Genomic DNA, 24,703 nt, shown 5'->3' with positions numbered 1-24,703 from the left:
GCGACGTTGTTTTGACGTCAGCTTTGGTGCGCAATCTACGTCTCGCCTACCCGGATGCCACCGTGACCATGCTTTGCGCCCCCGGTCTTCGGCGGTTCATAGTCAGCCAAAACATCGCGGACGAAGCAATCGGGTTCGACCGCCGCGGCAAGGGAAAGAGCCTCTTCCAGCGGCTAAGAGCGTATCTGAGCTTGGTCTCTGATCTCCGCCAACGAAGGTACGATCTCACTATTGATCTGAGTGATTCCAAGACATCCAGGATTCTGCACCGATTGCTCGACGCGCCGCTGCGGGTTGGCTTCGATCCTCCCGAGAGGCCACTGAGATTCTGGGAGGTTCAACCGGCAAACGTTTACGCCGCCACCTGTGGTCACGGCGGCATCCACTATCTGTACCGATATCTTTCTCCTCTAAAGGCTCTCAACATTGACCTCGCTGACTCCACACCAAGGCTTGTGCCCACATGCGCCGCTCAAAGTGAAAGCGCACAAATCCTGGCGCAAAGGAGTTTGGTCAAAAACGCCTATATCGTCGTCCATGCAGGGGCACGATTTGAGGGGCGATGCTGGCAACCGGAGCGGTTTGCAGCGGCAATCGATGAAGTCTATGCCGCCACCAGCCTTCGGTCTTTGCTGATTGGTGGCCGGGACGAGACAACAGCCGAGCAGACAATACTCGCATTGGCTGTGTCACCTGTGGCGAGCGTGGTTGGGAAGGTCTCGCTTGAAACACTGACGGCATTGCTTGGCGACGCCGTTATCTTTCTAGGAAATGAGAGTGGTCCCATGCATCTGGCGGCATCAGTAGGGACTCCTGTCGTCGGCCTTTACGGCTTGACACCGCCGGACATATGGGGGCCGCTCGGAGTTCCGCATCGGATCGTGGCGCCTCGGCTGCCCTGCCAATGCGCTGCTCCCAACTTGTGCAAGCCGAACAATCCCGGTGGCGTCTACTGTGTGCATCGCGTGCGAGTAGAGGAGGTCACCACAGCTACCCTCGACCTGATCGAGTTCGAAACGCTCAAATCAATACCGAATCGTTAAGCTCAGCTCAGCTAGTTCGTTGAAGCGGCGGACCTAACAACTGGCCGGATCGACGGCGAGCGGCCTAGGTCCATCAGATCAAAGCCGGGCCTCGATCCAGAACCGAGATATCGTAAACTACACTCTGCGTCTCATGAACGGCCAAGTCAGCAAAATACCCTATTCACCCCCGCCGTCGGTTACTGCTCATCGCCTTGAGATAGCCTCTTGCGAGTCGACAATCGCCTCCCGCGCTATGACAATGTCTTTCCGGGTGAGAGCATTGCATTCCCTCGCAAGCGCGATTCGAACCGTTATTGCGCGTTCATTTTCCGCAAGGCGGCAGCGCGCTCCCGGATAACGAACATTCGATCCCAGCTAACGGCAATCGCATCCCACATAACGACAACGGATTTCCCTGTTAATTCACCGGCGGCCGCGAATATTCACGCAAATCTGGTCGATATTCCCTGACGCCTCGCGCAGGAAATCTCCCACTAAGTAGCTGACATCGCTACAAGATATTGATGTTCTGCCCGCCCAAAGCGCGCATTTCGCACAAATACCCTGCTTTTTGCCTGTTAGCAGGAAATATCAAACGGAGACTGGTTCGCCACAGACCGGTCGGTTCACCATGCTTTCAATAGGTTACCCGAGGGATGCATCGGTCATCAGCCGTGGACGCGTGCAAGGAAGTCGCGCACCAACGCAAGCGCCTCATCGAAATGGGTTTCCAGTAGCCAGTGGCCGGCGCCATCGAGGAGGTGGAACTCAGCTTGCGGCAAGTCGCGTTTGTAGGCGCGGGCCGATGCGGCCGGCATATAGCCGTCCTCGGGACCCCAGACGATCAGTGTCGGCGGTTGCCGTTTGCGCAGATAAGCTTGGTATTTCGGGAACCAGTTGAGGTTCCCCTCCAGCTTCTCCATCAGGCCGACCGCAAGCCGCCGACGGGCTGGCGTGTCCATCAGAGGCCAATGGAGTTTCCACAGATCCGGTGGCACGCGCTCGGCCACGGCCTCGCCAACTTCACCGATGAACTCGTGCCGGAAGCCCTCCTCGCTGACCGCATCTTCCAGCGGGCGATGCTTCTCGGACGTCTTATCGTTCCAATACATCTTGATGGCTGCGTATTTCGGGCCGAGCACGTCTTCGTAGATGTCGCCGTTCTGGATGATAAGCGCGGCAACGCGCTCCGGATAGGCGATGGCGTGGCGCAATCCGATCTGCGAGCCATAGTCGTGCAGCCACAGCGCATAGCGGGATAGGCCGAGCGCGTCAGCGAAAGCCGCCAGAAACCCGGCATAGGCATCGAAATCGTAGCCGAATGCAGCCATGTCGGGCGTGGCGCTGTAACCGAAGCCAGGAAAATCCGGCGCGAACGTGTGCCAGCGATCTGCCAGTCCAGGCATCAGCCTTCGAAACTGATAGGACGAGCAGGGATAGCCGTGCGGCAGCAGAAGCACCGGAGCGTCGGCCGGGCCGTCCTCGCGAAAGAAAATAGCGTCTCCGTTAACTTTGACTTGGCGGTGTCGCAATTTTGCCTCCTTGATCGAAAGGCTGCAACCTCCCGCATCCCGTTGTTTACGATGCTCTCGCTGGAAGGTTCCGTGGAAAAATAGACGCGGCAACTGACTTCCAAAACACAAATACGGTGACAGTGCACTTTGTCTTGTTCGCGCGATTGTCGCTTTCTGTACTGCTCCGCTCGGCCAGTCCGGGCATGAGTTCGGGCCACGTGGTCCCCGCACCGTCCAAGGCCAATTCGCAAACTTATGACTAGGCGGAGGGTTCCCGGTCGCGCCGTTGAAAGCGCCAAGGAACCTGCCGCCGATCAGATCGTTTCGCGGTATCTGGCCAGATCGACCGCAACGGAGGAGAGACATGCTCGAAATTCTGCATGCTCACAATCGCGCGACACCGAACATCGGCCGGCTCGGCCAGTTCGGGCTTTGGCACGATGCTGCGTGACGTCGACTACGTCCTGCGAAAACTCGACTGGATGCGCGCCGAAGGCATCTGGCCCAACGGCTTGCGATATCTGTGGACCGATGCATTCGGGGTCGTGCTCTACGTCTCGCTTTACACAGAAACTGGCGAACAGCGCTGGCTGGACGCGGCCGAGCGGCTGGTCGCCAATGTCGAGCGTGTGCTCGGCCGCCGGCGCGGACTGAGGATCGGCGAAGCGGCCGATCGCGACGGCCAGTACTTCCACTATCTCGCGATGTGGCTGTTCGCCTTGGCGCGCCTCGGCGATCTGAAGCCGGAATACCGCAAGCGCGGCATTGCGCTGGCGCGTGACATTCACCCGGCATTTGTGGTCCCCGGCCGCGGTGTGATCTGGAAGATGCAGGAGGATCTAAGCAGCCCATATCCTGGCTACGGTCTCGGCAGCATGGATGCCTATGACGGCTACGTCTCTTACCGGACGCTCGATGAGGACGCACTGGCGCCCGAGATCGCGCAAATGCGTGATCTGATGCAGCGCGATTGGCGCACCCTCGACATCGAGCAGGACCTCGGCCTCGGCATGATGCTGTGGCTCGCCCATTTCTTTCCCGACGAGCCGTGGGCCGAGGCCCAGACGAGGCGTTCCCTGCGAAGCCTGGAAACGATGTGGGTCGACCCGCCCGGCTATTTCAGCCGTGCCCCATGGCTGGGCGACACCAAGTTCGCCTTCACCAATTACGGCGTTTCGCTCGGCCTGCAGGCCGCCGGTATCTGGCCGGGGCGTGTCGATAGGCTGAACGCCTTCTTCGAGGACTGGCGCTCCGGCGACGAATACGACCGCGAGGCGATCACGTGGGTGATGGCCTGCACCTCGCATCTTCCTGGTGCTTTTCTGACCCGGGGTGGCGAGACAATGATTGAAAGCGACCAAGCTCGGGAACGTTCCTCTGCCGGCGCGGTTGTCGATGGAAGTGCACCGAGACGCAAGGAACGCGGTTGAAATGGCCATTCTCTTGGGAAAACCGGGAAGCTGTTGGGTGGCGGCAGCCAGATCCACGAACTATCCCCAGCTCGAAGGTTCGATCCATGCGGACGCCGTTGTCGTGGGGGCTGGAATTGTCGGGCTGACGACGGCGCTTCGGCTTTGCGAGGCGGGCCGATCGGTGGTCGTCCTCGAAGGCCTGCGCACGGGCGGCCAGGTGACCGGCCGCTCGACGGCCAAGATCACCACGCAGCATACGCTGATCTATCGTCATCTCATCGACACTGTCGGCCGGGAGTTGGCCCAGGTCTACGCCGATGCGAATTCCGCCGGCGCCCGACAAATCCGCGATTGGGTTAACAACTACGCCATCGCCTGCGATCTCGAGAGCAAGGAAGCCTATACCTACACCTGCGACGATCGCCGGCGCGCGGAGGTCGCGGCCGAGGCGGAGGCCGCGCGCCAGGTCGGGCTAGAGGCCGAGGTTCTCGAACGCGCACCGCTGCCTTTCGAAACAGCCGCGGCATTACGGTTCCCCGACCAGGCGCAGTTCAATCCGGCGATGTATCTGGTTGGTCTGGCGGAAGCGGTGACGGCCCGTGGCGGTCGGATCTTTGAAAACAGCCGCGCCACCTCGATCGACGAGGCAAGCCGCTGGCGCGTCGTCACAGATGGCGGCGCCGTTGATGCCGGGCACGTCGTCGTCTCCACCAACATGACGGTGAAGAGCCCCGTCGGCATGGCGAACCGGACGCAACCGCGCTGCCACACCGTGATGGCCTTTCGGATCGATGATCCCCTCCCTGTCGACGGCATGTTCATCGGCATCGACGAGCCGACGCATTCCATTCGCACAGGCCGTGATGCCGAAGGTCCGCTGCTGGTCACGCTTGGCCCCAAATTCAACACCGGCTGGGATGGCGACTTGGCGAAGCGGTTTGTCGAACTGGAAAAATGGACAAGAAAGAACCTTCCGGTCGGCGACGTCGCGTGGCGCTGGTGCAACGAGGACTATGATACGGCCGACAGGATCCCATACGCCGGCGAACCCGATCCCACCAAGGCCGCCGGCTTCCGCATTGCCACGGGCTTCAACGCCTGGGGCATCACCAACGGGACGGCCGTGGGAACGATGATCGCCGACCTGATTTGCGCCCGCCCGAGCCCATGGCAAAAACTCTACGATCCGGCGCGGCCCTATCCCGAGGACTTCCACAAGAATGGCCGCAGTCAATCGATCGTCTCGAGCACCCACGACATTGCGCCCGGCATGGGTGGCGTGATCGTCAGGGGAGACGAAAAGATTGCGGCCTGGAGAGACACCGAAGGCGCACTCCAGGCGGTTTCGGCGACCTGCACCCACAAAGGCTGCACCGTAACCTGGAACAATGTGGACCACACCTGGGATTGTCCCTGCCACGGCTCGATCTTCGCCGCCGACGGTTCGGTCATCCACGGCCCTGCCCGAAAACCGCTTGCCCAGATTACATTGTGAAGGCGGCCACTGTGAAGGCGGCGATCGGCGCGGCCCGCGTCACGCCGGCCGTTCGTAGGTTCCGACCAACTCCGTCTCCTCCAATGCGTGTTTCTGGGCTTGCTTCCAGACCTGATGCACGCCCGCCTGTCCTGGTACGCTGAGGCTCGGCACATCGAGCGCGGCCAGTAGGAAGTGGTAATGGTGGACGCCGTGCCCTGCAGGCGGCTGCGGACCATCGTAATAGGCATTGCCGAAATCGTTGGTGCCTTGCCTGAGGGCCGATGGGCCGGGCTTGCCGTCTTCGGCCTCGGCGAGTCCGCCGGCATCCGGCGGGATGTTGAAGACCGCCCAGTGCCCGAAAATCCCGCTTGGCGCATCGGGATCCCGCACGACAAGAACAAGGCTCTTGGTACCATCCGGAACACCGGACCACTTCAGCGGCGGCGAGACGTTCTGGCCGTCACGCGCATATTTTTCGGGAATTCTTCCGCCTGCCCGGAACGCCGGGCTGATAAGGGTGAGTGGCATTGCTATTTCCCCAAGGAGGTTGCGACCGAGAAACCCGCGCCGGCGCCGTTCACGCCGCTTGTTGAGCTTCGGCGATGCGTCTGATCTCTCCTGGCAGGGATTCCCAGACCTTGTGCATCTGTCCTTCTCCGACGTGATGGGCGAGCACCTTGGACACGACCCTGAAGGCATCCTTGGAATCGACCGGACAGGTGAATTCCAGCTCCGCCTTGATCTTGGCCAGAAACTCGTCGAGCGACCGCACCTTCTCGGGAGCTTTGGAAGGCTGATATTGGTCATAGAAGGCGCCGCGCACCAGAATCGGCAGCTGCGAGCCGAGGTGAGCTGCAAGGTCCGGTTGCATACGGTCGCGCAGGGCGTGCAGCACCGCTCCGAGAACGTGCCATGCGACCTGCCGATCCGGCCCGATCTCGTCCATGATCTCGTCGAGCCAGATGTTCGTGGTCTGCAGGGTCTTGTCGAATACGTCGAGTCCGGTGGCGTTCATCGAAATCCTCCGATCAAATCCGATTACGGCTGATGTGACCAAACAGCCGTACCGGCCCGTTGTTCCCCGATGGGCATGTCCTGACGCGCATTCATTGTCGGAGGTTCCGTCATGAGGGAATTTGGGCCGGCTTTTTGCCGCTGTTTTTTCGACCGCCTTTCTTGGCCGGCGCTCGGAACATCCTCATGGGCGGACGAGTTTTATTTTGCCGTCGCCGATCACATGGCGACGAGTGATGCAGACACGAGAAACAGGAGAAGAACCATGGCACATCACGATTTGGCGCCCAGGACGCCATCGCGCAGCCTCTACCCATCCGCGCGAGACCCGCTCACGTCATTTCACCGGCAGATTGATCGCCTGTTCGACGACTTCTTTGCGCCAATGGCCGAAGCGACTACGGCGGGCGGTCTTTGGCCGAGCGTCGACGTATATGAAACAGACCAAGCCTATAAGGTCACCGCCGAATTGCCGGGGCTCGAGCAGAAGGATGTTGAGCTCGAGCTGCGCGACAACACCCTCTCCATTACAGGCGAGAAGCGTTCGGAGCACAAGGAAGGCGACGGCGGCCGCACTTACAGCGAACGCAGTTATGGCCGGTTTCAGCGGACCATCCTCCTGGAAACGGAGATCGATGCCGACAAGGTGCAGGCCACTTTCAGGAACGGCGTTTTGGCTCTCGAGCTTCCGAAGAATCCCGCTGCAAAGGACAAAACACGCCGCATAGAAGTGAAAGCGCGATAGTTGCCAAACTGAAGGCTGCCTCAGCAGGCGGCGTTCAGCCCCTGTGGAAGGAGAGCGGCGAGCACGGCGGCAACCGCTCAGGGCGAGCGTCTAGCGCCGGGGATCGTCCGTCGCCTCGGAAACGCCTTCGAGAGCGATCTTGGCGGCTTCCTCATCGGTCCGCCCGAGGTCGGCCAGGGCAATGACGCCGACGAGGCGCTTGTCGTGGTTGATCACCGGAAGACGACGCACCTGATGCTTGGCCATGATCTTCGCCGCATCGGTGATATCGGCATCGTCGAAGCACCAATAGACATGCTCGGACATGACCTCGCGAACGGTCGTGTTGCCGGCTGAGCGCTCCTCGGCGACGCCGCGCATCACGATGTCGCGGTCCGTCACCATGCCGACCAGCCTGTCATTCTCGCCGACCGGAAGGGCACCGAGATTGTCGGCCCGCATTTTCCGGGCGGCATCCCTGATTGTCGTGTTCGGGCCGACCAGTTCGGTCCGACGGCTCATGATCTCCTGAACTTGCATGGGATATTTCCTCTCTCTGATTGCTGAGGCAACAAGTCGCCAATCGCGCTGTTGCCGCGCATCGCGAGATTGCCAGCTGGCCGGACGAGGCTTGTGCGATCGCTATCCTCTCGATCCCGCGCCAATGCACGTGCCGGCACCTCGCGATTGAAACTATTCTTGGAACGTCCAGGCAGCGAGCGAGTTCCAAAACGGTAACCGGCGTCGCAGCCATCCCACGGGATGTCGCCGCAGGCTGGTGAAAAACATCCACCGGAAAAACAGATGCACGCGGATTGAAGATCATGGCTATCATCTTTTCAGATCGCCGCGAGGCCGGGCGGCGACTCGCCGGAGAGCTCGTTCGCTTTGCCGGGCGCGACGACGTGACCGTGTTGGCGCTGCCCAGAGGCGGCGTGCCGGTCGGCTACGAGGTCGCGCAGGCGCTCAAGGCACCGCTCGACGTCTTCGTCGTGCGCAAGCTCGGCGTCCCCGGTCACGAGGAGCTGGCCATGGGAGCGATCGCGCCCGCAGGCGTACGTGTCCTGAACGACGAAATCGTCAGCGGTCTCGCGATCCCGCCACATGTCATCGACGCGGTCGCCGCAAAGGAGGAAAAAGAGCTTCTGCGCCGCGAGCACCTCTATAGGAACGGGCGACCCCCACCGCAGTTGAATGGACGAACCATTATCCTCGTGGATGACGGGCTTGCGACCGGATCGACCATGCGGGCCGGGATCAAGGCGCTGCGAAAAAACCACGCCGCCCATATCGTCGCGGCCGTTCCCGTCGGTAGCCCCGACACTTGCGACGCGATGCGGGCGGACGCCGACGAGGTCGTTTGCGCGACGAGACCAGAGCCGCTGCTCGGTGTCGGGCGGTGGTACGTGGATTTCTCACAGACGAGCGATGAAGAGGTCCGCGCGCTCCTCGCCAGGTCCGTGCCCAAGCCTTCCGCTTCCGACAAACCTGCCGCTTCCGAAGAGGAATTGGCTGGGCACGCGAGTGCGGGTCCGGCGCCTGGCACCAGATCGACATAGCGGAGGTGGATATGGACCGGGATAGCGAGCACGTCGTGCATGTTCCCGCGGGCCTATCACGCACGAGGGCAATCTTTCGTTACCCCGGATGCCCGCGGCCTTGTGCTCTTCGCCCATGGCAGCGCTGGACGAAGTCGCGGATCTCGCGAGCCGATGGTTCTTGCGCCATCTGATTTCGGACAGATCGGTGTCCACGTCCTGACAGCTGGAGGTTGGATCACCAGTCCCGGGATCATTTGCGTCCTCAACGCGTTAAGGTCCTCGTAAAACAGCGCGCAGCTGCAACCCAAATGGCTGTCGCAACCCCTAGTTGGGAGAAAGACAATGCCGGACAAGAAAACCATCGAGAAGGCCCGAAAGGACAAGCGCGAGGGCAAATCGCCGAGCACGCAGGCCGGCGAGTTCGTGCACGAGGAGATCGATAAAATCCGCCGCGGCGAGCACGGCGCGCGCTCGACCCAGCAGGCTATCGCCATCGGGCTTTCCGAGGCGAGACGCGCAGGCGTAGACCTGCCCCCGCCCAAAAAGGGCAAGGTGAAGGAGAGCACGCGCAAAAGCGCCGAATACGCCTATGAGGCCGGCCAGGGCGAACGCACGCCGAAACGCCGCCCGCGGGTCTCGAAAGCCGTCTCCAAGGTGCTCGAGCACGAGCCGAAGAGCACAGCGTCGCACGAGGCGCTGGCGCAGCAGGCAAAGCGTGCGGCCTCGCGCCGGACGGCTGAGGAGCGTTCCGCAGCCGCAAAGAAAGCCGCCGAGACGAAAGGCGCCAGCGGAAGGAAGGCGGCGGCGCAAAAGGCCGCCAGAACGCGGGCACACCACGCATAGTTCAAAGATGGCAGTTCGGCTCTAGGAAACCCGATATGGCCCAAACGACCGGTATCGAGCTCCGCTCCTGCAGCGTGGGACGGTGCCGCTGCCCAAGGCGAATCAGTGACTGCATCTGCGGGACAACATCGACGTCTTCGCTCGAAATGTTCCCTTACGCGTAACACCGACCCAGAGGTACTCGGCGGCAAGGCCCCGGAGGTACTCGGCGGCAAAGCCGACGGGAGACCGGGAGGAAAGCGCAGCCTGTTTCTTGAGCAGATGCCTATTGCCCACAACGCGGAGAACTCTGATCATGTCCTCAGTAGCCAGCACGACAATGCCACGAACCACCCCTCAGGCGAGACATATCGCTTTGCTCGGCGCGCCCTCTAATCTTGGGCTGATGCCGCAGGAGGGTGAGCCGGAGCCCGGCGCATGGAAGGCGCCGGAGGTACTTCAATCGCTTGGTCTCGCCAACCGTTTGGGCGCCGGTCCGTTGCGCACGGTTCGGGCTCCGCCCTATCGGCCTGAGGTGGACCCTGCGACGGGCGTGCGCAATGCCCAGGCGCTGCGCCAGTATTCCGAGACGCTTGCCGAAGCCGTCGGCGAGGAGCTAAACTCGGGAGGGTTCCTGCTCATACTCGGCGGCGATTGCAGCGTGTTGCTTGGCCCCGCGCTAGCGCTACGGCGTCGTGGCCGCTACGGCCTTATCTTCTTCGATGGGCACACGGATTTCAAATTGCCGGATACCTCGCCCTCAAAGGGAGCCGCGGGCATGGATTTGGCCTTCGTGACCGGCCATGGACCGAAGCTCCTGACCGATTTCGGCGAGCACACTCCTTTGGTCCGTGAGGCCGATGTAGTCGCGTTTGGCTATCGCGATGTGCAGGACCCCGCGACTTACACGTCCAAGGCCGTCTTCGACACCGATGTTCACCGGATGGATTTGGCTGAAGTGCGGCGGCGCGGCGTCGCCGATGCTGCACGCGTAGCGCTTGACGCGGTCGCAGGGCAGGACGTCGAGGGTGTATTCGTTCACTTCGATGTCGACGTGCTGGACAGCTAGATCATGTCGGCTGTCGATACGCCGGAAGCCGGCGGTGTCTTGCCCGACGAAGCCGTCGAAGCTCTTCGCACATGGTGCAATGATTCACGCGTGATTGGGATGGAGGTGACGATCTATGATCCCGACCGCGATCCAGATCGTCGCTGCGGCAAGCTGCTGATCGACATTCTGACTGCTGCACTTCGCGACCGGTAGGCCAATGGCAGTCGTCCTGCACTTGTGCACGAATGCAATCCGCCGGAGCGAATGGCAGTCGGTCTGACGGATCGCCGCGCGCATCCATTCCGTGATGCCACCTCATCGGGAACCGTTCTCAACGAACATGGTTCCGAGTGTGCGACTGAAAGCATTTGGCCCCTTTCATCTCGCTACCGCCAAGGAGATTCGCCATGACCGGCAAAACCCGTCCCACCGTCCTGATCACAGGCAGCAGCGGGTTTCTGGGCCAGGCCATCGCTCGCGGCCTGACGGAGCGCCACGACATCATCGGCCTTGATGTTGCCAGGCGGTCCTTGCCCGGCGTCGAGACGATCGAGATCGACCTTACCTCGGATACGAGCGCGGCGAAGGCGCTGGCCGAGGTGCGCGAACGGAGTGGCGGCCGCATTGCCTCGGTGATCCATCTCGCGGCCTATTACGACACGACCGGCGAGGATAATCCGAAATACGGCGCGGTGACCGTCGAGGGAACGCGCCGGCTGCTGAACGCGCTGAGGGGGCTCGAGACGGAGCAGTTCGTGTTTTCGAGCACGTTGCTGGTGCATGCGCCGAGCCCGGTGAAGGGCGCCAAGATCAACGAGCGATCGCCGATCGATCCGGCCTGGGCCTATCCGAGATCGAAGGCCGAGACCGAGACACTGATCCTGAAGGAGCACGGCGACATCAAGGTTGCGATCCTGCGACTGGCGGGTGTCTATGACGAGGATTGCCACGCCGCCTTCATCGCCCAGCAGATCGCCCGCATTTTCGAGCGCATGCCGACCGCCTATCTTTTCACCGGCGACATCACCACCGGACAGCCTTACCTGCACCTGGACGACCTCGTCGACGCCGTAGTGCGCACCGTCGACCGGCGCAGCGAGCTTCCCGACGAGACCGTACTGCTGATCGGCGAAGAGCAGACGCCGTCCTACGACGAGATGCAGAAGCAGATTGGGCGGCTCCTGCATGGCGAGATCTGGCGGACCTGTCCCTGCCCAAGGAGGTGACGAAGCTCGGCGCCTGGATGCAGGAGAAGGTTTTCGACCAGGAGACCGACATCAAGCCATGGATGATCGAGAACGCCGACGATCACTACGAGATCGACATCTCCCGCGCCAGGCGGCTGCTTGGCTGGAAGCCGCGGCACAGCCTGACCGCTACCTTGCCGGAAATGATCCGGCGGCTGAAGGCGGATCCCACCGACTGGTACAAGAAGAACAAGCTTGAACCGTCGGCGGTCGCCGCTTCCGCGCCCGAGCTCGACCAGGCCGCCGCAAGGCTGCGGCGTCCGCTCGAGCGCTCGGACGACGAGGTCGAGGTGGAAACCGAACGCCACCGGGCCGCAACGCTCTGGGCGCCACTGACCAATGTTGCCATCGGACTGTGGCTCGTGGCGGCGCCCTTCACGCTCGGCCTGTTCGATCCCGCTTCAGCACCGATTCCGCCGGCGCTCGGACATGAGATCGCCTCGCCGGAGACGCGCGACGGAAGGCTCGGCATCAGTGAGATCGTATCCGGCCTCGCCATCCTGTCGCTGGCGCTTGTAGGCATGCGCCGGCGCTGGCGCGGACTGCAATGGATCACCGCCTCGATCGGGGTTTGGGTGATGTTCGCGCCGCTCCTGTTCTGGACCACCAGCGCCGGAGCCTACGCGACCGACACGCTGGCCGGCATGCTGATCGTCGCGTTCGCGGTGATGGTCCCGCCAACGCCGGGTATCAGCCGGCGTGCCCTTGCCGCCGATGACGACCGGCCGCTCGGCTGGAGCTATTCGCCCTCGCTCTTCACCCAGCGCATTCCCATAATCGGCCTCGCCTTTGTCGGCCTGTTCGTCTCGCGTTATCTCGCTGCCTATCAGCTTGGCCATATCGATGGCCTTTGGGAACCGTTCTTTGGCCCGGGCGAAACGCCGGCCGGCAATGGCAGCGAGGCGGTAGTCACCTCCTGGGTCTCCAAGGGCTTTCCGATCGCCGATGCCGGGCTGGGCGCCTTTACCTATGCGCTGGACATCCTCGCCGGCGCGATCGGCGACCGCCGCCGCTGGCGCACGATACCGTGGATGGTGCTTTTGTTCGGCTTGCTGGTCGTCCCGCTCGGCGTGGTCAGCGTCAGCTTCATCATCATCCAGCCGCCGCTCATCGGAGCGCTGTGCACGCTCTGCATCGTCCAGGCTGCCGTCACCGTCGTGCGCATCCCCTATTCGGTCGACGAGGTGCTGGCGAGCTGCCAGTATCTTTGGCGTGCGAAACAGGCGGGAGAGCCGTTCTGGCGCACATTCTGGTGCGGAGGCCCGGCACTTTCGGAGGACCAGACGCCGGCGCCGGATCTCGACCGGCCGCTGTCGGAAGTGGCGCGGGACTTCGTCACCGGCGGTGTGAACTTCCCATGGACCCTAGTCGCCAGCACCCTCGCCGGCGCCCTGCTGATGATCACGCCGCTCGCCTTCGGCACAAGCCCGCCGCTCTACTTCAGCGACCATGTCACCGGCTGCCTGGTCATAATGGTCGCCGTTACTGCGATGGCCGAAGTGGCGCGCGCCGTCCGCTTTCTGAACATCGCGCTTGGAGCCTGGATCGCCCTCTCTCCCTTTATCCTCGCCGGCGGTGCGGCGGCGAGCCTAGCCAATCTGGCGATCGGAGCGCTGCTGGTCGGGCTCAGCCTGCCGCGCGGCACGCGCAGCGCCGCGCATTATGGCGGTTGGGACCGGGCCATCGTATAAGGATGTTCAGCAGCGCTGGACGTGTCGAGATGAGGGTCGCCGAAGCTAGCCAAAGGATGGCGGCGCGGCGCCCTGATCGTGCCCCAACAGCGACCGCGACGCCCGCGCTCACACCGAGCCGGTCATGCCGCCGTCGACATAGATGATCTGGCCCGTCATGAAGCTCGATGCATTGGATGCCAGGAAGATCGCGGCGCCGCCCAGTTCGTCGACTTCGCCCCATCTGGCCAGCGGTGTGCGCCCGACCAGCCAGCGCGAGAATTCGGCGTCTTGCACCAGCGCCTCGTTCAGTTCTGTCCGGAAGTAGCCTGGGCCGATACCATTGACTCTGATGCCGTGTGGGCCAAGCTCGGTGGCAAGCCCCTTGGTCAGCATTTTCATCGCACCCTTCGATGCCGTGTATGGCACGATCGAGGAACGCCCCAGTTCGCTTTGCACCGAACATATGTTGATTATGGACCCGGTCTTGCGGGCCATCATCGAGCGGACCACCGGCCGGGTGACATAGAATGCACTGTAAAGGTTTGTCCGCATCAATCTGTCGAACATGTCGAGCGGGAAATCGGCGAATGGCGCGCGGTGCTGCATGCCGGCATTGTTGACGAGAATATCGATCGGGCCGCGCTCTGCTTCCAGCCTGCCGATTTCACGCTCGACGTCTTCAGCCACGGTCACGTCGAAGGTGGAGCCGATCGCCTGGATACCGGATTCGGCCAACGATCCGAGTGCCTTTTGAACGTGGTCTTCGTCCCGCCCATTGATGATCACCGTCGCGCCGGCGCTCGCCAGCGCCTTCGCCATGGCAAAGCCGATTCCGCGGCTCGATCCGGAGATGAAAGCGGTTTTGCCGGCGAGGCCGAACAGGTCCGATAGGTCGGTCAATGTTTGTTTCCCAGAGATGCGGCCAGATGCAGGCGATCGAGGCCCTGCCGTACATCGTAAGCGCGAACGACCGCTGTCAGCAATGGCGAGATTGCCGGCGATAAACGCTTATCCCCGCCAGACGCCTTCCCGGCGCAGATCGTCCATCGTGCGCGAAATGCCTTCGCGCAGGATCGACACCATGTCGTCGATCTGCTCGCGCGTGATGATCAATGGCGGCGACATCACGCACATGTTAATCAGCGGCCGGACCAACAGGCCGAGCTCGTGGCAATGCGCGTCGATGCGTTTGCCGACATCCTTGTCGAGCTGCAGTGGATCCTTGCTGTCGCGGTCGGCGACGCATTCGACGCAGCCCATCAGCCCCATGCCGCGCACCTCACCGACCACCGGCAATTCCTCCAGCGTCTTCAGTTGCGCCTGGAAGTAGGGCGCGACCTCGCGCGTATGGGCCAGCACGCTTTCGTCCAGAATATCGAGGTTCTTCAGCGCCACCGCGCAGCCGACCGGATGGCTGGTGTAGGTCAGGCCATGGCCGAACATGGCGTCCGGATGGTTCGAGCGGCGCAGCTCCTCCAGCAGCCGTTCCGAAAGGATGACGCCGCCGAGCGGGAAATAGCCTGAGGTCACCCCTTTCGCAAAGGTGATCATGTCGGGCTCGATGCCGAACACCTCGCCGGAGGCAAAGACATGGCCAAGCCGGCCGAAGGCGGTCACCACCTCGTCGGAAATATAGAGGATGTCGTTGTCGCGGCAGATCGTCCGGATGCGCTGGAGATAGCCCTCCGGCGGCACGATGACGCCGCCCGACGCCTGCACCGGCTCGCCGACGAAAGCACCGATCCTGTCGGCGCCGACACGGGCGACCATATCGCGGAATTCAGCGACCAGCGCATCGGTGAAAGCGGCAACGCTCATGCCCTTCGGACGGCGGAACGGATCGGGTGAGGACAATTTGACGACCAGCTCGTCTGCGCCATCCATCCAGTCACGGTCGCGCGGACGCCCGTTAAGCGAGGCCGACAGATAGGTCGAGCCGTGATACGCGCCGCCCCGGCTCAGGATCAGCTTCTTTTCCGGGCGGCCGCGCACATTGTTGTAAAATTGCATAAAGCGCAGCGCCGTCTCGACCGCCGAGGAGCCGCCCGTGGTGAAGAAAACATGGCTGAGATCGCCCGGCGCGTGGCCGGCGATTCGCATGGCCAGTTCCGCCGACGGCGCATTCATCGTGTACCACGGCGTGTTGTAGGACAGCGCCATCGCCTGGTCGTACATTACCTTGGCGAGCTCTTCGCGACGGTGGCCGACATTGATGCACCACATGCCCGCCGGTCCGTCGATCAGCCGCTTGCCGGTGGCATCGGTGATGTAGATGCCCTCGCCCGCGCCGATCAGGGCGCGTGCCTCCGCGCCGACCGAGCCGGCGAACGGCCAGGGCTGGACAAGATGGCGCTTGGCCAGTTCGACGGCATCCTGAGCGCCGGCTCCAGCCATTTCGGTCGAAGTGATGTCTCTTGCCGCCGCCATCTTCGCCTCGCATTGTATGCCGCAATTTCACCGGACACGAAGCTGGTTCACGCTCCAGGAAAGCTCGGCTTTCTTCGTTCATTTTGAATGGCCGTTCAATCAATATTGCAGAAATAGCGCTTGATTTCAATCCGCCGATGCGCGCATGATGAAAGAAAGCCGGCAAGCTCGGAGCACGATTGCGCCCTGGGCATAAAGTGGGAACAGATAGCCGGTTCCAGCAATGGGATGCCGCATGGCAGGACAGTCCGCGCCAGCAACCGAAATCACGCCGGAGACCCTGCCCGAGGGCCTGCAATGATGGTGGCCGCGGAAGGGTCGCCCGCTTTCGGCATGACGCGGGCGAGGCGAAACGCCCTTCTGCAATCAGAACCCGTTCAGGGTCTTGCCCTGATCAGCCCGACCTTCGTCTATGCGCTGATACTTCTGGTGCTGCCGATCCTGGCGGTCATCGCGCACTCCTTCTGGACGCAGAATTACCTCACTGTCGACCATACCTTCACGCTTGAAAACTACCGCCTTGCGCTGACCGAGCCGATCTATCGCGACCTGCTGTGGCGCTCGCTCTACATCTCGCTGACGGTGAGCTTCTTCACGGTCGTGCTCGCCTATCCGATCGCCTATTTCATCTCGTTCCACGGCGGCCGCCACAAGGGCCTGTGGCTGTTCCTGATCACCATCCCGTTCTGGACCAGCTATCTGCTGCGGGTAATGTCGTGGAAGGTCATCCTCGGCTATAATGGCGTGCTCAATTCCGGCCTGATGGGCCTTGGCATCATCGACGAGCCGTCGACCGCGCTGCTTTACAATTCGACTGCCGTCATCATCACGCTGACCCACGCCTGGGCAGCCTTCGCCATCCTGCCGATCTTCGTCTCGCTGGAAAAAATCGACCGCACGCTGGTCGAGGCGGCCACGGACCTCGGCGATGGCCCTGTCCGTTCCTTCCTGCGCGTGACGCTGCCGCTTTCGGCGCCCGGTATCATTTCGGCAGCGCTGATCGTCATGATCCCGACGGTCGGCGATTACGTCACGCCGAAGCTTGTCGGCGGCAAGGACGGCGTCATGATCGCCAATGCCATCCAGGCGCAATTCGGCAAGGCCTCCAATTGGCCGCTGGGTGCTGCACTCTCCGTCACCACGATGCTGGTTGTGACGCTGATCGCAGGCGCCACGGTTCTGATCATCCGTGCCGCCCAGCGGCTGGCACGATGAGGCTGGCGCGATGAGGCCGGCGCGATGACGGCGATGCGCCGCTTGCTGCCGGGCCGATTGCTGCCGGCCTATGCGTTCCTCTACGTCGTGTTTCTCTATCTGCCGGTTATCTTCCTGCCGATCTTCTCCATCAACACCGCCGCGACGCCGAAATTCCCGCTCTCCGGCTTCACCTTGAAATGGTACCACGACCTGCCGCGCACGCCGGCGCTGCTCGACGCCACCTGGAACAGCCTGGTCGTCGGGGTATCGGCCTCCATCCTGTCGACCGTTCTTGGCATCCTCGCCGCGCGCTCGATCACCCGCTACCGCTATCCCGGCCGCCGCGCCATCAACGGCCTGATCATGGCGCCGCTGGTACTGCCCGAAATCATCGTTGCCATCTCCTTGCTACTGGTGATCCTGCAACTCGGTTTGAGCCTGTCGCTGTTCACCGTCGTGCTTGGCCACGTCCTGGTCTGCGTTCCCTATTCGATGACGGTGCTGACCGCCGGCTTCGAGGGCTTCGACCGCAGCCTGGAGGAAGCCTCCGCCGATCTCGGCGAGAGCGCCTTCGGCACGTTTCGGCGGGTGACGCTGCCGATGGTGGCGCCGGCGATCATTTCAAGCCTGCTCGTCTGCTTCACCATTTCGCTCGATGAGTTCCTCATCGCCTTCTTCCTGACCGGCACCGAGGCTACACTGCCGATCTATATCTGGGGCCAGTTGCGTTTCGCCGCGAAACTGCCCGGCGTGCTGGCGCTGGGCACGCTGTTGCTGGTTGCCTCGTTTCTTTTGATGACCATCGCCGAAATCCTGCGCCGCCGCGCGGCCAGACGCACCCAGAACGAGGGAGGCCTCCATGCCTGAGCGGCCCCAAATCGAGCGCTCTATGATCGAGATCCGCAACGTCACGCGCAGCTATGGTTCGTTCAAGGCGCTGGACGACGCCTCGCTGACCATCAGGGAGGGCGAATTCTTTTCGCTGCTTGGCCCGTCCGGCTGCGGCAAGACCACGCTGTTGCGTATGATTGCCGGTTTCGACAACCCGACCAGCGGCTCGATCTCCGTCGATGGCCAACCGATGGAAGGCATCCCCGCCAACGGCCGGCCGACCAACATGGTGTTCCAGAACTACGCCATCTTCCCGCACCTCAATGTCGAGCAGAACGTCGCCTATGGCTTGAAGCGGCTGAAGCTGGCCGGCACGGAGGAAAGGCGCCGCGTCGAGGAAGCCCTCGCCCAGGTGTCGCTGACCGGCCTCGGCAAGCGGCTCGCCACCGAGCTTTCCGGCGGCCAGCGCCAGCGCGTGGCGCTGGCTCGCGCGCTGGTGATGCGCCCAAAAGTGCTTTTGCTCGACGAGCCGCTGTCGGCGCTGGACAAGAAGCTGCGCGAGCAGATGCAGGTCGAACTGCGCCGCCTGCAGCAGGCGGTCGGCATCACCTTTGTCCTGGTAACCCACGACCAATATGAGGCACTGGCGATGTCGGATCGCATCGCAGTGATGTTCGGCGGCATGATTGCGCAGGTCGCATCGCCGAAGGAGATCTACCAGCGGCCGGTCAATCGCCAGGTGGCCGACTTCCTCGGCGGCATGAATTTCGTCAAAGCGGAGATCGTCGAGGAGAACGGCGCCTCGCTGGTGCTCGACACGCTGGGCTTCGGCCGCGTCAAGACCGACAAGCCGAAAGCTTTTGTGCGCAATGGCACCGCCGCGACGCTTGGCATCCGGCCCGAGCGCCTGCGCGTTCTGTGGGACGATGCGACGGCAAAATTCGAGGTCGCCGGCAAGGTGGTCGAGCGCCATTATTTTGGCGAGATCACCCATTTGATCGTCGAGATACCAGGGCTGGAAAAGCCGTTGTCGGTGACCGAGACCAACGACTTCGGCGCCGACGACATTCCGGTCGGCACCACGATCCGCCTCGCCTACGACCCAGAGGCCTTGGTGGCGATGGCAGATTGACGCTATCTCACCTCCAATTCGGCGGACAGATAGTCACTTAATCGATTGTCGCCTGCCTTCTTTGAATCCTCCAGCAGCATTTTAAGATCATCAATGTCGACCAATCCATGGTTCTGCAAATAGACGACTGTAAGCTCCGGGTCGAACCCGCACTTGAGATTACCCAATTGGCTAAGCACGTGATAATGCGCACGGTCGCCGGACTTCCAAACAGCAAATGAGTTGACCGGCCAGCCGCCCTGAAGGTCAGCTTTAAGTGAGCTTGCCGAGTATTCGCAGACCTTCTTTAAGGTATTGTCGAGTTCACCAATCTCGATTGGGTGGGGCGCCGAATAATAGCCAGCCGCAAATCCTGTAACTGCCATGACCGCACCGGTGAGTACGATCTTCGAGACCGTTTTCATACCGCTCAGATCTCCTCGATCAACCGCCGCGCCATTTTTCGCCCGGCGACGATTGCACCCTCGACATAGCCTGGGAATGACGGCGACAGCTCCGACGAGGCGAAATGGACCGGCGGCGCGCCGGCGCGGATGATGCGTTCGGCATTGGTTGCCGTCGCATCGACGATAAGGTCGCTGTAGCCGCCACCGCTCCAGCGATCGTCCGTCCAGTCACGGTAGCTGAGATCGGAGAAGCCGGCCGCCTCGGCGCCGAGCGCTTGCTCCAGTTTTGACGTCACCTTAGCGCGCAGTTCCGCCTCGCCCAGTTCGCGCCAGCGCCGGGCCAGCGGCCCGCCGATGAAGACGACAAGTGCTGGATGACCGTCGTCATTGCCGGCGTCGCAGGCAAAAAGCCCGTGCGGATCGCGCCACATCACCATGCCGCTCAAGCCCCTGTCGCGCCAGAAGGCCGTGGGATAACGCGCCAGCATCTTGATTACCGCGCCGCTTTGCCAGACGCCGAGCGCTGCTTCCAGCGCAGCCGGCAGCAGCGGTACGAAATCCAGTCTCGACGCCATCATCGGCGGGACTGCGACCAGCACCGCTCGCGCCTCGATTGAGCCTGCGGCCGAGACGACGCGAACCCCTTCCGCTCGACGCTCGATGGTCTTGACCGGCGTGTTCAGCCGCAGGCGACCACCGAGGTCGCGGGCCAGGTCGTCTGCCAGCGAATGCATGGTTTCGCGCACGAAATACTGCAGTTCCGACACCTCGTTGGTGATGCGGCGGTCGTTGTCGATCAGGTACCACAGCGGCAGCCTTTCCATTGCCAGGCACCAAAGGCCCTCGATCAGCGAATGAAAGACCGCCTTGGCTTCATCGGGATCATTCTGGCGATCGAGCCATGCCGCGACGGTCAAACCGGCAATGGCCGGATCGTCCGGTGCAATCGCGTTCATCCGCTCGCGTATTCGCATGGCGGTGCCATAAGTGCGCTCGGCTTGCGCCTCGCTCATCCGCGGTTGGGTGATGAATTCGCCGGCGAAATGCGTCCCGACCAGCGTCTTGCCGCGTGCCCGCACCAGCGCCATCAGTTCGGGCATGTCCTCGCACAGGAACTGGCCGCCGCTGTCGATGCGCTCGCCGAGCCCGTTCGGCATGGCTTCGACGCGTCCGCCGACGCGGTCGCGGGCTTCGAGCAGCACGAAATCGACGCCAGCGTTGTTCAGCTCATGCGCCGCCGACAGGCCGGTGAAGCCGGCGCCGACGACGACCACCTCGGCTCGTTCGATCTCGGACGTCAATAGCCGGCCTTGATCTTCTCGAATTCGGCGATCATCCGCTGCTTGAGCTTCGGCGCCACCGGCTGCTGGAACAGCGTCTTGTCGAGGGACTTGTCAAGATCGTCGAAGCCGCGCTCGGCCAGGATCTTGGGATCGATCGCCGCCATGGCAGCGGCGTTGCCATGGCCATAGCCGAACGTCTTGACCAGATAGTCGGATACAGCAGGCGCATTGACAGCGTTCAGGAAATCATAGGCCTGGTCGAGATCACCCGGTGCGTCCTTCATCAGCACATAGCCGCACACCCATGTCGACAGGCCTTCCTTGGTATCGCGGTTCATGGCGATCGGCACGCCTTGGCCCTTGAGGGTGACGAAAGTCTCGTTCCAGCCCCAGGCGAGATCGACCTCGTTGCCGGAGAAGGCCTGATTGATATCGGTGTCGTCGGTCCAGTAGAAGCGGATGTTCTTGTGCACGTCACGCAGAAATGCCGAGGCGTCCTTGAACTGCGCGTCGGTCATCTTGTTCCAGTCCTTGAGGCCGATGACCAGGCTGGCCAGCGCGTAGGCGTCGTCGACATTGTCGCCAATGGTAACGCGCCCCTTGAACTTCGGATCGGCAAAGATCCTGAGCGACTGCGCCTGATCCGGCGTCACATTGTCGGTGCGGTAAAGCAGGGCCGTATTGCCCCAGTCGAAAGGCATGAACCAGGCCTTGCCGTCAGCGGTGGTGGCGAGATCCTTCATCGCCATGATGCCGGGATTGAGATCCTTCCAGCCGGCGATACGGCTGGTGTCGAGCGGCTGCAGCATGCCGGCCTCGCGCCATTTCACCACGCTTTGCGAGCAGGGATGCGCAATGTCCGCCTTGAAGCCGGCCCGCATTTTCTGAAAGGCCTCTTCCTCGTCGCCGAAGAAGGCGAAGGTCGGCTCGGCGCCTTGTTCGGCGGTGTAGGCCGGATGCAGCAGCGGGTCCTCATAGCCCGACCAGTCGAACACGACGAGGTCGCCGCCGCCTGCCGCAAGTGCCGCGACTGTGCCTGCGCCGATTGCGCAGGCCGCGGCGATGGCCAGGCGGCGAAGCACGGAATTCATGGCGCAAAGCTCCTCATCGCGGGAAACACCGCGGCGACGTTAGGAGAATTCGGGAGCTTTGGCGAGCCCGTCCGCCCGCTATGTCCGTGGGCAGACGGGCCAAGCGAGGAGAGCTCAATAGCCGGCTTTGATCTTCTCGAACTCGGCGATCATCTTGAGCTTGAGATCGGATGGAACCGGCGACTGGAACAGCGTCTTGTCGACGAACTTCTGCACGTCGTCATAGCCTTTCTCCTTTAGCACCACCTGGTCGACGCCGGCCATGCCATTGGCATTGGCCTGGCCGTAGCCCCAGTCCTTGACCAGGACCTTGGCGACTTCCGGATCGTTGACGGCGTTGAGATAATCATAGGCCTTGTCGGCATTGCCGGGCGCATCCTTGAACAGCACATAGCCGCAGACCCAGGTCGAAATGCCCTCGTCGGTGTCCTTCTTGGCCTTGATCGGCACGCCGGCGGCGACAGACTGCACCGTCGCGTCGTTCCAGGCCCATGCGAGATCGACCTCGCCGCCGCTCAACAGCTGCACGATATCGGTTGAGTCGGTCCAGTAGGAGCGGACGTTTTTGTGCACCTGGCGCAGGAAGCCTGATGCCTGTTTGAACTGGTCATCCGTCATCTTGGTCCAGTCCTTCAGGCCGATGGCGAGACTGGCCAGCGCGTAGGCGTCGTCGACATTGTCACCGACGGAAACCCGGCCCTTGAACTTCGGATCGGCGAAGGCCTTCAACGACTGCACGTCCTTCGCATCGATCTTGTCGGAATTGTAGGTCAGCTGCGTGTTGCCCCAGTCCCAAGGCATGAACCAGGCCTTGCCGTCGGCGGTGGTGGCGAGATCCTTCATCGCCATTATGCCGGGATTGAGGTCTTTCCAGCCTGATATCTTCGAGGTGTCGAGCGGCTGCAGCAGGCCGGCCTCGCGCCATTTCACCACGCTTTGCGAGCAGGGATGGCCAAGATCGGCCTTGAAACCGGAGCGGACCTTTTCGAACGCCTCGTCCTCGTCGCCGAAGAAGGTGAAAGTCGGCGAATCGCCGTTCTTTTCGACATATTTCGGATGGAAGCCGGGCTCCTCGTAGCCAGACCAGTCGAACACGACGAGATCCCTGTCCGCAGCCAGCGCCGCCGCCGAAGCGGCGAGCGCTCCGGCCAATGCCAATGTCAGCGTCAATGTCAGCGTCGGGCGTCGCGTCATTGTCTTCATTGCTGTTCCATCCTCTTTTGATTGTTTCACGCCGGCTTGGCACCGCCGGCTGTCGGCCACGGATAATGCTTGGGAAATGCCGCGGACAGGAACGCGTTCGCGGCCTGCAGCGCAGTCTCGCGCGTGGTGTCTTCGGTGCCCATCATCAGCCGCAGCCACAGTCCCTCCAGCATGGCGCTGAGCGCCAGCGCTATCACCTGCGGCTCATAAGAATAGCCGCCGCTCTGCTTGAGCGTCGCGCAAAGGTCGATAAAGATGTTCTGATAGACGGCGTCGCGTGCGCTGCTCAGCGCCTGATAGGTCGGCCGCGATTTGGCTTCGCCCCAGAACGCACACCAGGCCGCCAGCTTGCGCTTGTTGCAGATCGAGCGGTCGAAATCGGCCGCGACCAATGCCTGCAACTGGCGGGCGGGATCATCGCCGGCCTTCTGCAAGGCGCTGCGCCAATGCGCCGAATACTCGTCATACATGTATTGCAAAGTCGCGACGAGCAGCTTCTCCTTGCTTTCGAAATGGAAATTGACGATGCCGCGCGACAGGCCGGCACCGTCGGCAACGTCGGCCATCGTCGTATCCGAATAGCCGCGCTTGGCCAGTGAATCGATCGTCGCTTCGATCAGTTGAAGCTGCCTGGTCTCTTTCGACGCCTTGCGGCCACGCTTTTCGGTGTCGCTCTTTCGCGTCGCCTCGAGGAGGGCTTCGCGCGCCTCTGTTGTCTTCATGGGATTGATGGTCTCCAGCATCGCCGGCTAGCCAACCGGCTTTCGGCCGCGAAGATGAGTGGGACGGTGCTCGCCTGTGTCAAGCACCTTCTGCATGGCTTCCCAGGTTCGTATATTCTTGTCGACATAGGCCGCGCCGACGGCAGCCGCGACCACCGGGTAGAGCGGCCCCTTCAAGCGGTTCAGCTCCTCCCCCGCGATCTCGCGATACCAGGGATTGCGGTCGCGCACGGTGATGTCGGCAAAGCCGGCCTGGCGCATCGCCTGCACATAGCGGGCCGGCGATGCCATGGCGAAGGACAGGCCTTCAGCGGCGACATAGGCCTTCATCTCGGGCGACGGCTCGCCATCATGCGAGATCATCCAGTTCGACGCGGCAAAGACGCCGCCAGGCTTCAGGACGCGGAATATCTCGGCGAACAATGCATCCTTGTTCGCCACGTGCAGCAGCGCGTCCTTGGAAAATACGACGTCGAAGGCACCGTCGGCAAAAGGCAGCGGTCCTGGCGCCGCCTGGATGAAATCGGCGCGACGCGCGAGCCCGCGCGCAGCGGCCCGCTTCCTGGCCGTCTCGATCACGGGCCGTTCGACGTCGAAGCCTGTGAGGTGGGCCGCGCGGTGACGCTCGATGAGATGCAGCGTGATGCCGCCGGAACCGCAGCCCATGTCCAGGACTGTCTTGCCCGCAAGCGACAGCCCTTCGACGACCCGGTCGACCTCTTCTGGCCCACCCGGCGACAAATAGCCGTCGCCCCACAGCGCCTCGAGGAAGCGGATGGCGGTGTCGTCATACTCCGGTTCGGCCTCTGCCGTTTCGATCATCAAACCCTGGTCCCAAGGCTATCCTCGAATGAGCCAAAGCCTAGCGCATAAACACGAAAACGCAACATCATTTGTTGAACATTCATTCAATATGGCTGGACAGGATGAC

At 62.3% G+C, this 24,703-nt stretch carries 21 protein-coding genes and 2 pseudogenes; 11 read left to right on the top strand and 12 right to left on the bottom strand.

Going from position 1 to position 24,703, the window contains the following annotated elements; all coding sequences use genetic code 11:
* Positions 1–68: 68 nt before the first annotated feature.
* A complete protein-coding gene (locus tag NKJ09_RS08190) occupies positions 69–1,043 on the top strand; it encodes a glycosyltransferase family 9 protein (protein ID WP_352494240.1) in 975 nt (324 codons plus the stop codon).
* 650 nt (positions 1,044–1,693) lie between these two features.
* Here the strand turns inward: NKJ09_RS08190 and NKJ09_RS08185 are convergent.
* Entirely contained in the window at positions 1,694–2,557 is an 864-nt protein-coding gene (locus tag NKJ09_RS08185; RefSeq protein WP_245278662.1) for an alpha/beta fold hydrolase, read from the bottom strand.
* Between the two features lie 362 nt (positions 2,558–2,919).
* Between NKJ09_RS08185 and NKJ09_RS08180 the strand changes: the two genes are divergently transcribed.
* Together NKJ09_RS08180 and NKJ09_RS08175 are read left to right on the top strand one after the other, a co-directional pair.
* Positions 2,920–3,969: a hypothetical protein gene (locus tag NKJ09_RS08180; protein WP_352494208.1), complete on the top strand. Its 1,050-nt coding sequence runs from the start codon at positions 2,920–2,922 to the stop codon at positions 3,967–3,969.
* Between the two features lies 1 nt (position 3,970).
* Positions 3,971–5,446, top strand: a complete 1,476-nt coding sequence (locus NKJ09_RS08175) for an FAD-dependent oxidoreductase (RefSeq protein WP_352494207.1) — start codon at positions 3,971–3,973, stop codon at positions 5,444–5,446.
* Positions 5,447–5,485: 39 nt separating this feature from the next.
* Here the strand turns inward: NKJ09_RS08175 and NKJ09_RS08170 are convergent, their stop codons facing one another.
* Together NKJ09_RS08170 and NKJ09_RS08165 are read right to left on the bottom strand one after the other, a co-directional pair.
* Positions 5,486–5,956 carry a YbhB/YbcL family Raf kinase inhibitor-like protein gene (locus NKJ09_RS08170; RefSeq protein ID WP_352471470.1) on the bottom strand — a complete coding sequence of 157 codons (471 nt, stop codon included), beginning with the start codon at positions 5,954–5,956 and terminating at the stop codon, positions 5,486–5,488.
* Between the two features lie 49 nt (positions 5,957–6,005).
* On the bottom strand, positions 6,006–6,443 hold the full coding sequence (locus NKJ09_RS08165) for a DUF2267 domain-containing protein (protein WP_352494206.1): 438 nt from the start codon (positions 6,441–6,443) through the stop codon (positions 6,006–6,008).
* Positions 6,444–6,707: 264 nt separating this feature from the next.
* On the opposite strand from NKJ09_RS08165, the gene NKJ09_RS08160 reads away from it, so the two are divergent.
* The gene (locus tag NKJ09_RS08160; RefSeq protein ID WP_352762587.1) at positions 6,708–7,187 is read left to right on the top strand and encodes an Hsp20/alpha crystallin family protein; all 480 of its coding nucleotides are present in this window, start codon (positions 6,708–6,710) and stop codon (positions 7,185–7,187) included.
* Positions 7,188–7,277: 90 nt separating this feature from the next.
* On the opposite strand, the gene NKJ09_RS08155 is transcribed toward NKJ09_RS08160, so the two are convergent.
* On the bottom strand, positions 7,278–7,706 hold the full coding sequence (locus tag NKJ09_RS08155) for a CBS domain-containing protein (RefSeq protein WP_023677862.1): 429 nt from the start codon (positions 7,704–7,706) through the stop codon (positions 7,278–7,280).
* 284 nt (positions 7,707–7,990) lie between these two features.
* Between NKJ09_RS08155 and NKJ09_RS08150 the strand changes: the two genes are divergently transcribed.
* The 4 genes and pseudogenes from NKJ09_RS08150 (at position 7,991) to NKJ09_RS08135 (ending at position 13,518) form a co-directional block, all read left to right on the top strand.
* On the top strand, positions 7,991–8,725 hold the full coding sequence (locus tag NKJ09_RS08150; protein ID WP_352480831.1) for a phosphoribosyltransferase: 735 nt from the start codon (positions 7,991–7,993) through the stop codon (positions 8,723–8,725).
* 324 nt (positions 8,726–9,049) lie between these two features.
* Complete coding sequence (locus NKJ09_RS08145) at positions 9,050–9,550, top strand: DUF6496 domain-containing protein (protein ID WP_023678569.1); 501 nt, start codon at positions 9,050–9,052, stop codon at positions 9,548–9,550.
* 295 nt (positions 9,551–9,845) lie between these two features.
* A pseudogene (locus NKJ09_RS08140) lies at positions 9,846–10,793 on the top strand (arginase family protein).
* A 194-nt stretch (positions 10,794–10,987) separates the two neighbouring features.
* Positions 10,988–13,518: pseudogene (locus tag NKJ09_RS08135) on the top strand (NAD-dependent epimerase/dehydratase family protein).
* 108 nt (positions 13,519–13,626) lie between these two features.
* Here the strand turns inward: NKJ09_RS08135 and NKJ09_RS08130 are convergent.
* Together NKJ09_RS08130 and NKJ09_RS08125 are read right to left on the bottom strand one after the other, a co-directional pair.
* Complete coding sequence (locus NKJ09_RS08130) at positions 13,627–14,400, bottom strand: glucose 1-dehydrogenase (RefSeq protein WP_352494204.1); 774 nt, start codon at positions 14,398–14,400, stop codon at positions 13,627–13,629.
* Positions 14,401–14,508: 108 nt separating this feature from the next.
* Complete coding sequence (locus NKJ09_RS08125; protein WP_352480837.1) at positions 14,509–15,927, bottom strand: aminotransferase; 1,419 nt, start codon at positions 15,925–15,927, stop codon at positions 14,509–14,511.
* 297 nt (positions 15,928–16,224) lie between these two features.
* Between NKJ09_RS08125 and NKJ09_RS08120 the strand changes: the two genes are divergently transcribed.
* Genes NKJ09_RS08120 through NKJ09_RS08110 form a run of 3 tightly spaced genes read left to right on the top strand, consistent with a single transcriptional unit; the run spans position 16,225 to position 19,087 of the window.
* On the top strand, positions 16,225–17,142 hold the full coding sequence (locus NKJ09_RS08120) for an ABC transporter permease (protein WP_352480838.1): 918 nt from the start codon (positions 16,225–16,227) through the stop codon (positions 17,140–17,142).
* Between the two features lie 24 nt (positions 17,143–17,166).
* Positions 17,167–17,991 (top strand): ABC transporter permease, encoded by an 825-nt coding sequence (locus NKJ09_RS08115; RefSeq protein ID WP_023720898.1) that lies wholly within the window; start codon positions 17,167–17,169, stop codon positions 17,989–17,991.
* 22 nt (positions 17,992–18,013) lie between these two features.
* Entirely contained in the window at positions 18,014–19,087 is a 1,074-nt protein-coding gene (locus NKJ09_RS08110) for an ABC transporter ATP-binding protein (protein ID WP_352481109.1), read from the top strand.
* A gap of 2 nt (positions 19,088–19,089) precedes the next feature.
* Here NKJ09_RS08110 and NKJ09_RS08105 read toward each other — a convergent pair whose 3' ends face one another.
* The 6 genes from NKJ09_RS08105 to NKJ09_RS08080 all read right to left on the bottom strand — a co-directional run bounded on the left by NKJ09_RS08105 (position 19,090) and on the right by NKJ09_RS08080 (position 24,594).
* On the bottom strand, positions 19,090–19,491 hold the full coding sequence (locus tag NKJ09_RS08105; protein WP_352762583.1) for a hypothetical protein: 402 nt from the start codon (positions 19,489–19,491) through the stop codon (positions 19,090–19,092).
* 5 nt (positions 19,492–19,496) lie between these two features.
* Positions 19,497–20,774 carry a flavin monoamine oxidase family protein gene (locus NKJ09_RS08100; protein WP_352480840.1) on the bottom strand — a complete coding sequence of 426 codons (1,278 nt, stop codon included), beginning with the start codon at positions 20,772–20,774 and terminating at the stop codon, positions 19,497–19,499.
* On the bottom strand, positions 20,771–21,847 hold the full coding sequence (locus NKJ09_RS08095; RefSeq protein ID WP_352494203.1) for an extracellular solute-binding protein: 1,077 nt from the start codon (positions 21,845–21,847) through the stop codon (positions 20,771–20,773). Before NKJ09_RS08095 ends, NKJ09_RS08100 begins: the two co-directional genes overlap by 4 nt.
* A 114-nt stretch (positions 21,848–21,961) precedes the next feature.
* Complete coding sequence (locus NKJ09_RS08090; protein WP_352480842.1) at positions 21,962–23,050, bottom strand: ABC transporter substrate-binding protein; 1,089 nt, start codon at positions 23,048–23,050, stop codon at positions 21,962–21,964.
* A 26-nt stretch (positions 23,051–23,076) separates the two neighbouring features.
* A complete protein-coding gene (gene betI, locus NKJ09_RS08085; RefSeq protein WP_502896875.1) occupies positions 23,077–23,793 on the bottom strand; it encodes a transcriptional regulator BetI in 717 nt (238 codons plus the stop codon).
* Between the two features lie 6 nt (positions 23,794–23,799).
* The gene (locus NKJ09_RS08080; protein WP_352480844.1) at positions 23,800–24,594 is read right to left on the bottom strand and encodes a methyltransferase domain-containing protein; all 795 of its coding nucleotides are present in this window, start codon (positions 24,592–24,594) and stop codon (positions 23,800–23,802) included.
* Positions 24,595–24,703 lie beyond the last annotated feature (109 nt).

Source organism: Mesorhizobium sp. M0189, assembly GCF_040322135.1.
Lineage (GTDB): Bacteria > Pseudomonadota > Alphaproteobacteria > Rhizobiales > Rhizobiaceae > Mesorhizobium.
Note: the sequence above shows the minus strand (reverse complement) of the source record. Positions and strands in the feature narration are given on the sequence as shown.

Bases quoted from the DNA above. Each gene is read 5' to 3' on its own strand.
- NKJ09_RS08190 (WP_352494240.1), top strand. From the start codon at position 69: ATGCTTTGCGCCCCCGGTCTTCGGCGGTTCATAGTCAGCCAAAACATC.
- NKJ09_RS08180 (WP_352494208.1), top strand. From the start codon at position 2,920: ATGCTCACAATCGCGCGACACCGAACATCGGCCGGCTCGGCCAGTTCG.
- NKJ09_RS08175 (WP_352494207.1), top strand. From the start codon at position 3,971: ATGGCCATTCTCTTGGGAAAACCGGGAAGCTGTTGGGTGGCGGCAGCC.
- NKJ09_RS08170 (WP_352471470.1), bottom strand. From the start codon at position 5,956: ATGCCACTCACCCTTATCAGCCCGGCGTTCCGGGCAGGCGGAAGAATT.
- NKJ09_RS08165 (WP_352494206.1), bottom strand. From the start codon at position 6,443: ATGAACGCCACCGGACTCGACGTATTCGACAAGACCCTGCAGACCACG.
- NKJ09_RS08160 (WP_352762587.1), top strand. From the start codon at position 6,708: ATGGCACATCACGATTTGGCGCCCAGGACGCCATCGCGCAGCCTCTAC.
- NKJ09_RS08155 (WP_023677862.1), bottom strand. From the start codon at position 7,706: ATGCAAGTTCAGGAGATCATGAGCCGTCGGACCGAACTGGTCGGCCCG.
- NKJ09_RS08150 (WP_352480831.1), top strand. From the start codon at position 7,991: ATGGCTATCATCTTTTCAGATCGCCGCGAGGCCGGGCGGCGACTCGCC.
- NKJ09_RS08145 (WP_023678569.1), top strand. From the start codon at position 9,050: ATGCCGGACAAGAAAACCATCGAGAAGGCCCGAAAGGACAAGCGCGAG.
- NKJ09_RS08125 (WP_352480837.1), bottom strand. From the start codon at position 15,927: ATGGCGGCGGCAAGAGACATCACTTCGACCGAAATGGCTGGAGCCGGC.
- NKJ09_RS08120 (WP_352480838.1), top strand. From the start codon at position 16,225: ATGATGGTGGCCGCGGAAGGGTCGCCCGCTTTCGGCATGACGCGGGCG.
- NKJ09_RS08115 (WP_023720898.1), top strand. From the start codon at position 17,167: ATGACGGCGATGCGCCGCTTGCTGCCGGGCCGATTGCTGCCGGCCTAT.
- NKJ09_RS08110 (WP_352481109.1), top strand. From the start codon at position 18,014: ATGATCGAGATCCGCAACGTCACGCGCAGCTATGGTTCGTTCAAGGCG.
- NKJ09_RS08105 (WP_352762583.1), bottom strand. From the start codon at position 19,491: ATGAAAACGGTCTCGAAGATCGTACTCACCGGTGCGGTCATGGCAGTT.
- NKJ09_RS08095 (WP_352494203.1), bottom strand. From the start codon at position 21,847: ATGAATTCCGTGCTTCGCCGCCTGGCCATCGCCGCGGCCTGCGCAATC.
- NKJ09_RS08090 (WP_352480842.1), bottom strand. From the start codon at position 23,050: ATGAAGACAATGACGCGACGCCCGACGCTGACATTGACGCTGACATTG.
- betI (WP_502896875.1), bottom strand. From the start codon at position 23,793: ATGCTGGAGACCATCAATCCCATGAAGACAACAGAGGCGCGCGAAGCC.
- NKJ09_RS08080 (WP_352480844.1), bottom strand. From the start codon at position 24,594: ATGATCGAAACGGCAGAGGCCGAACCGGAGTATGACGACACCGCCATC.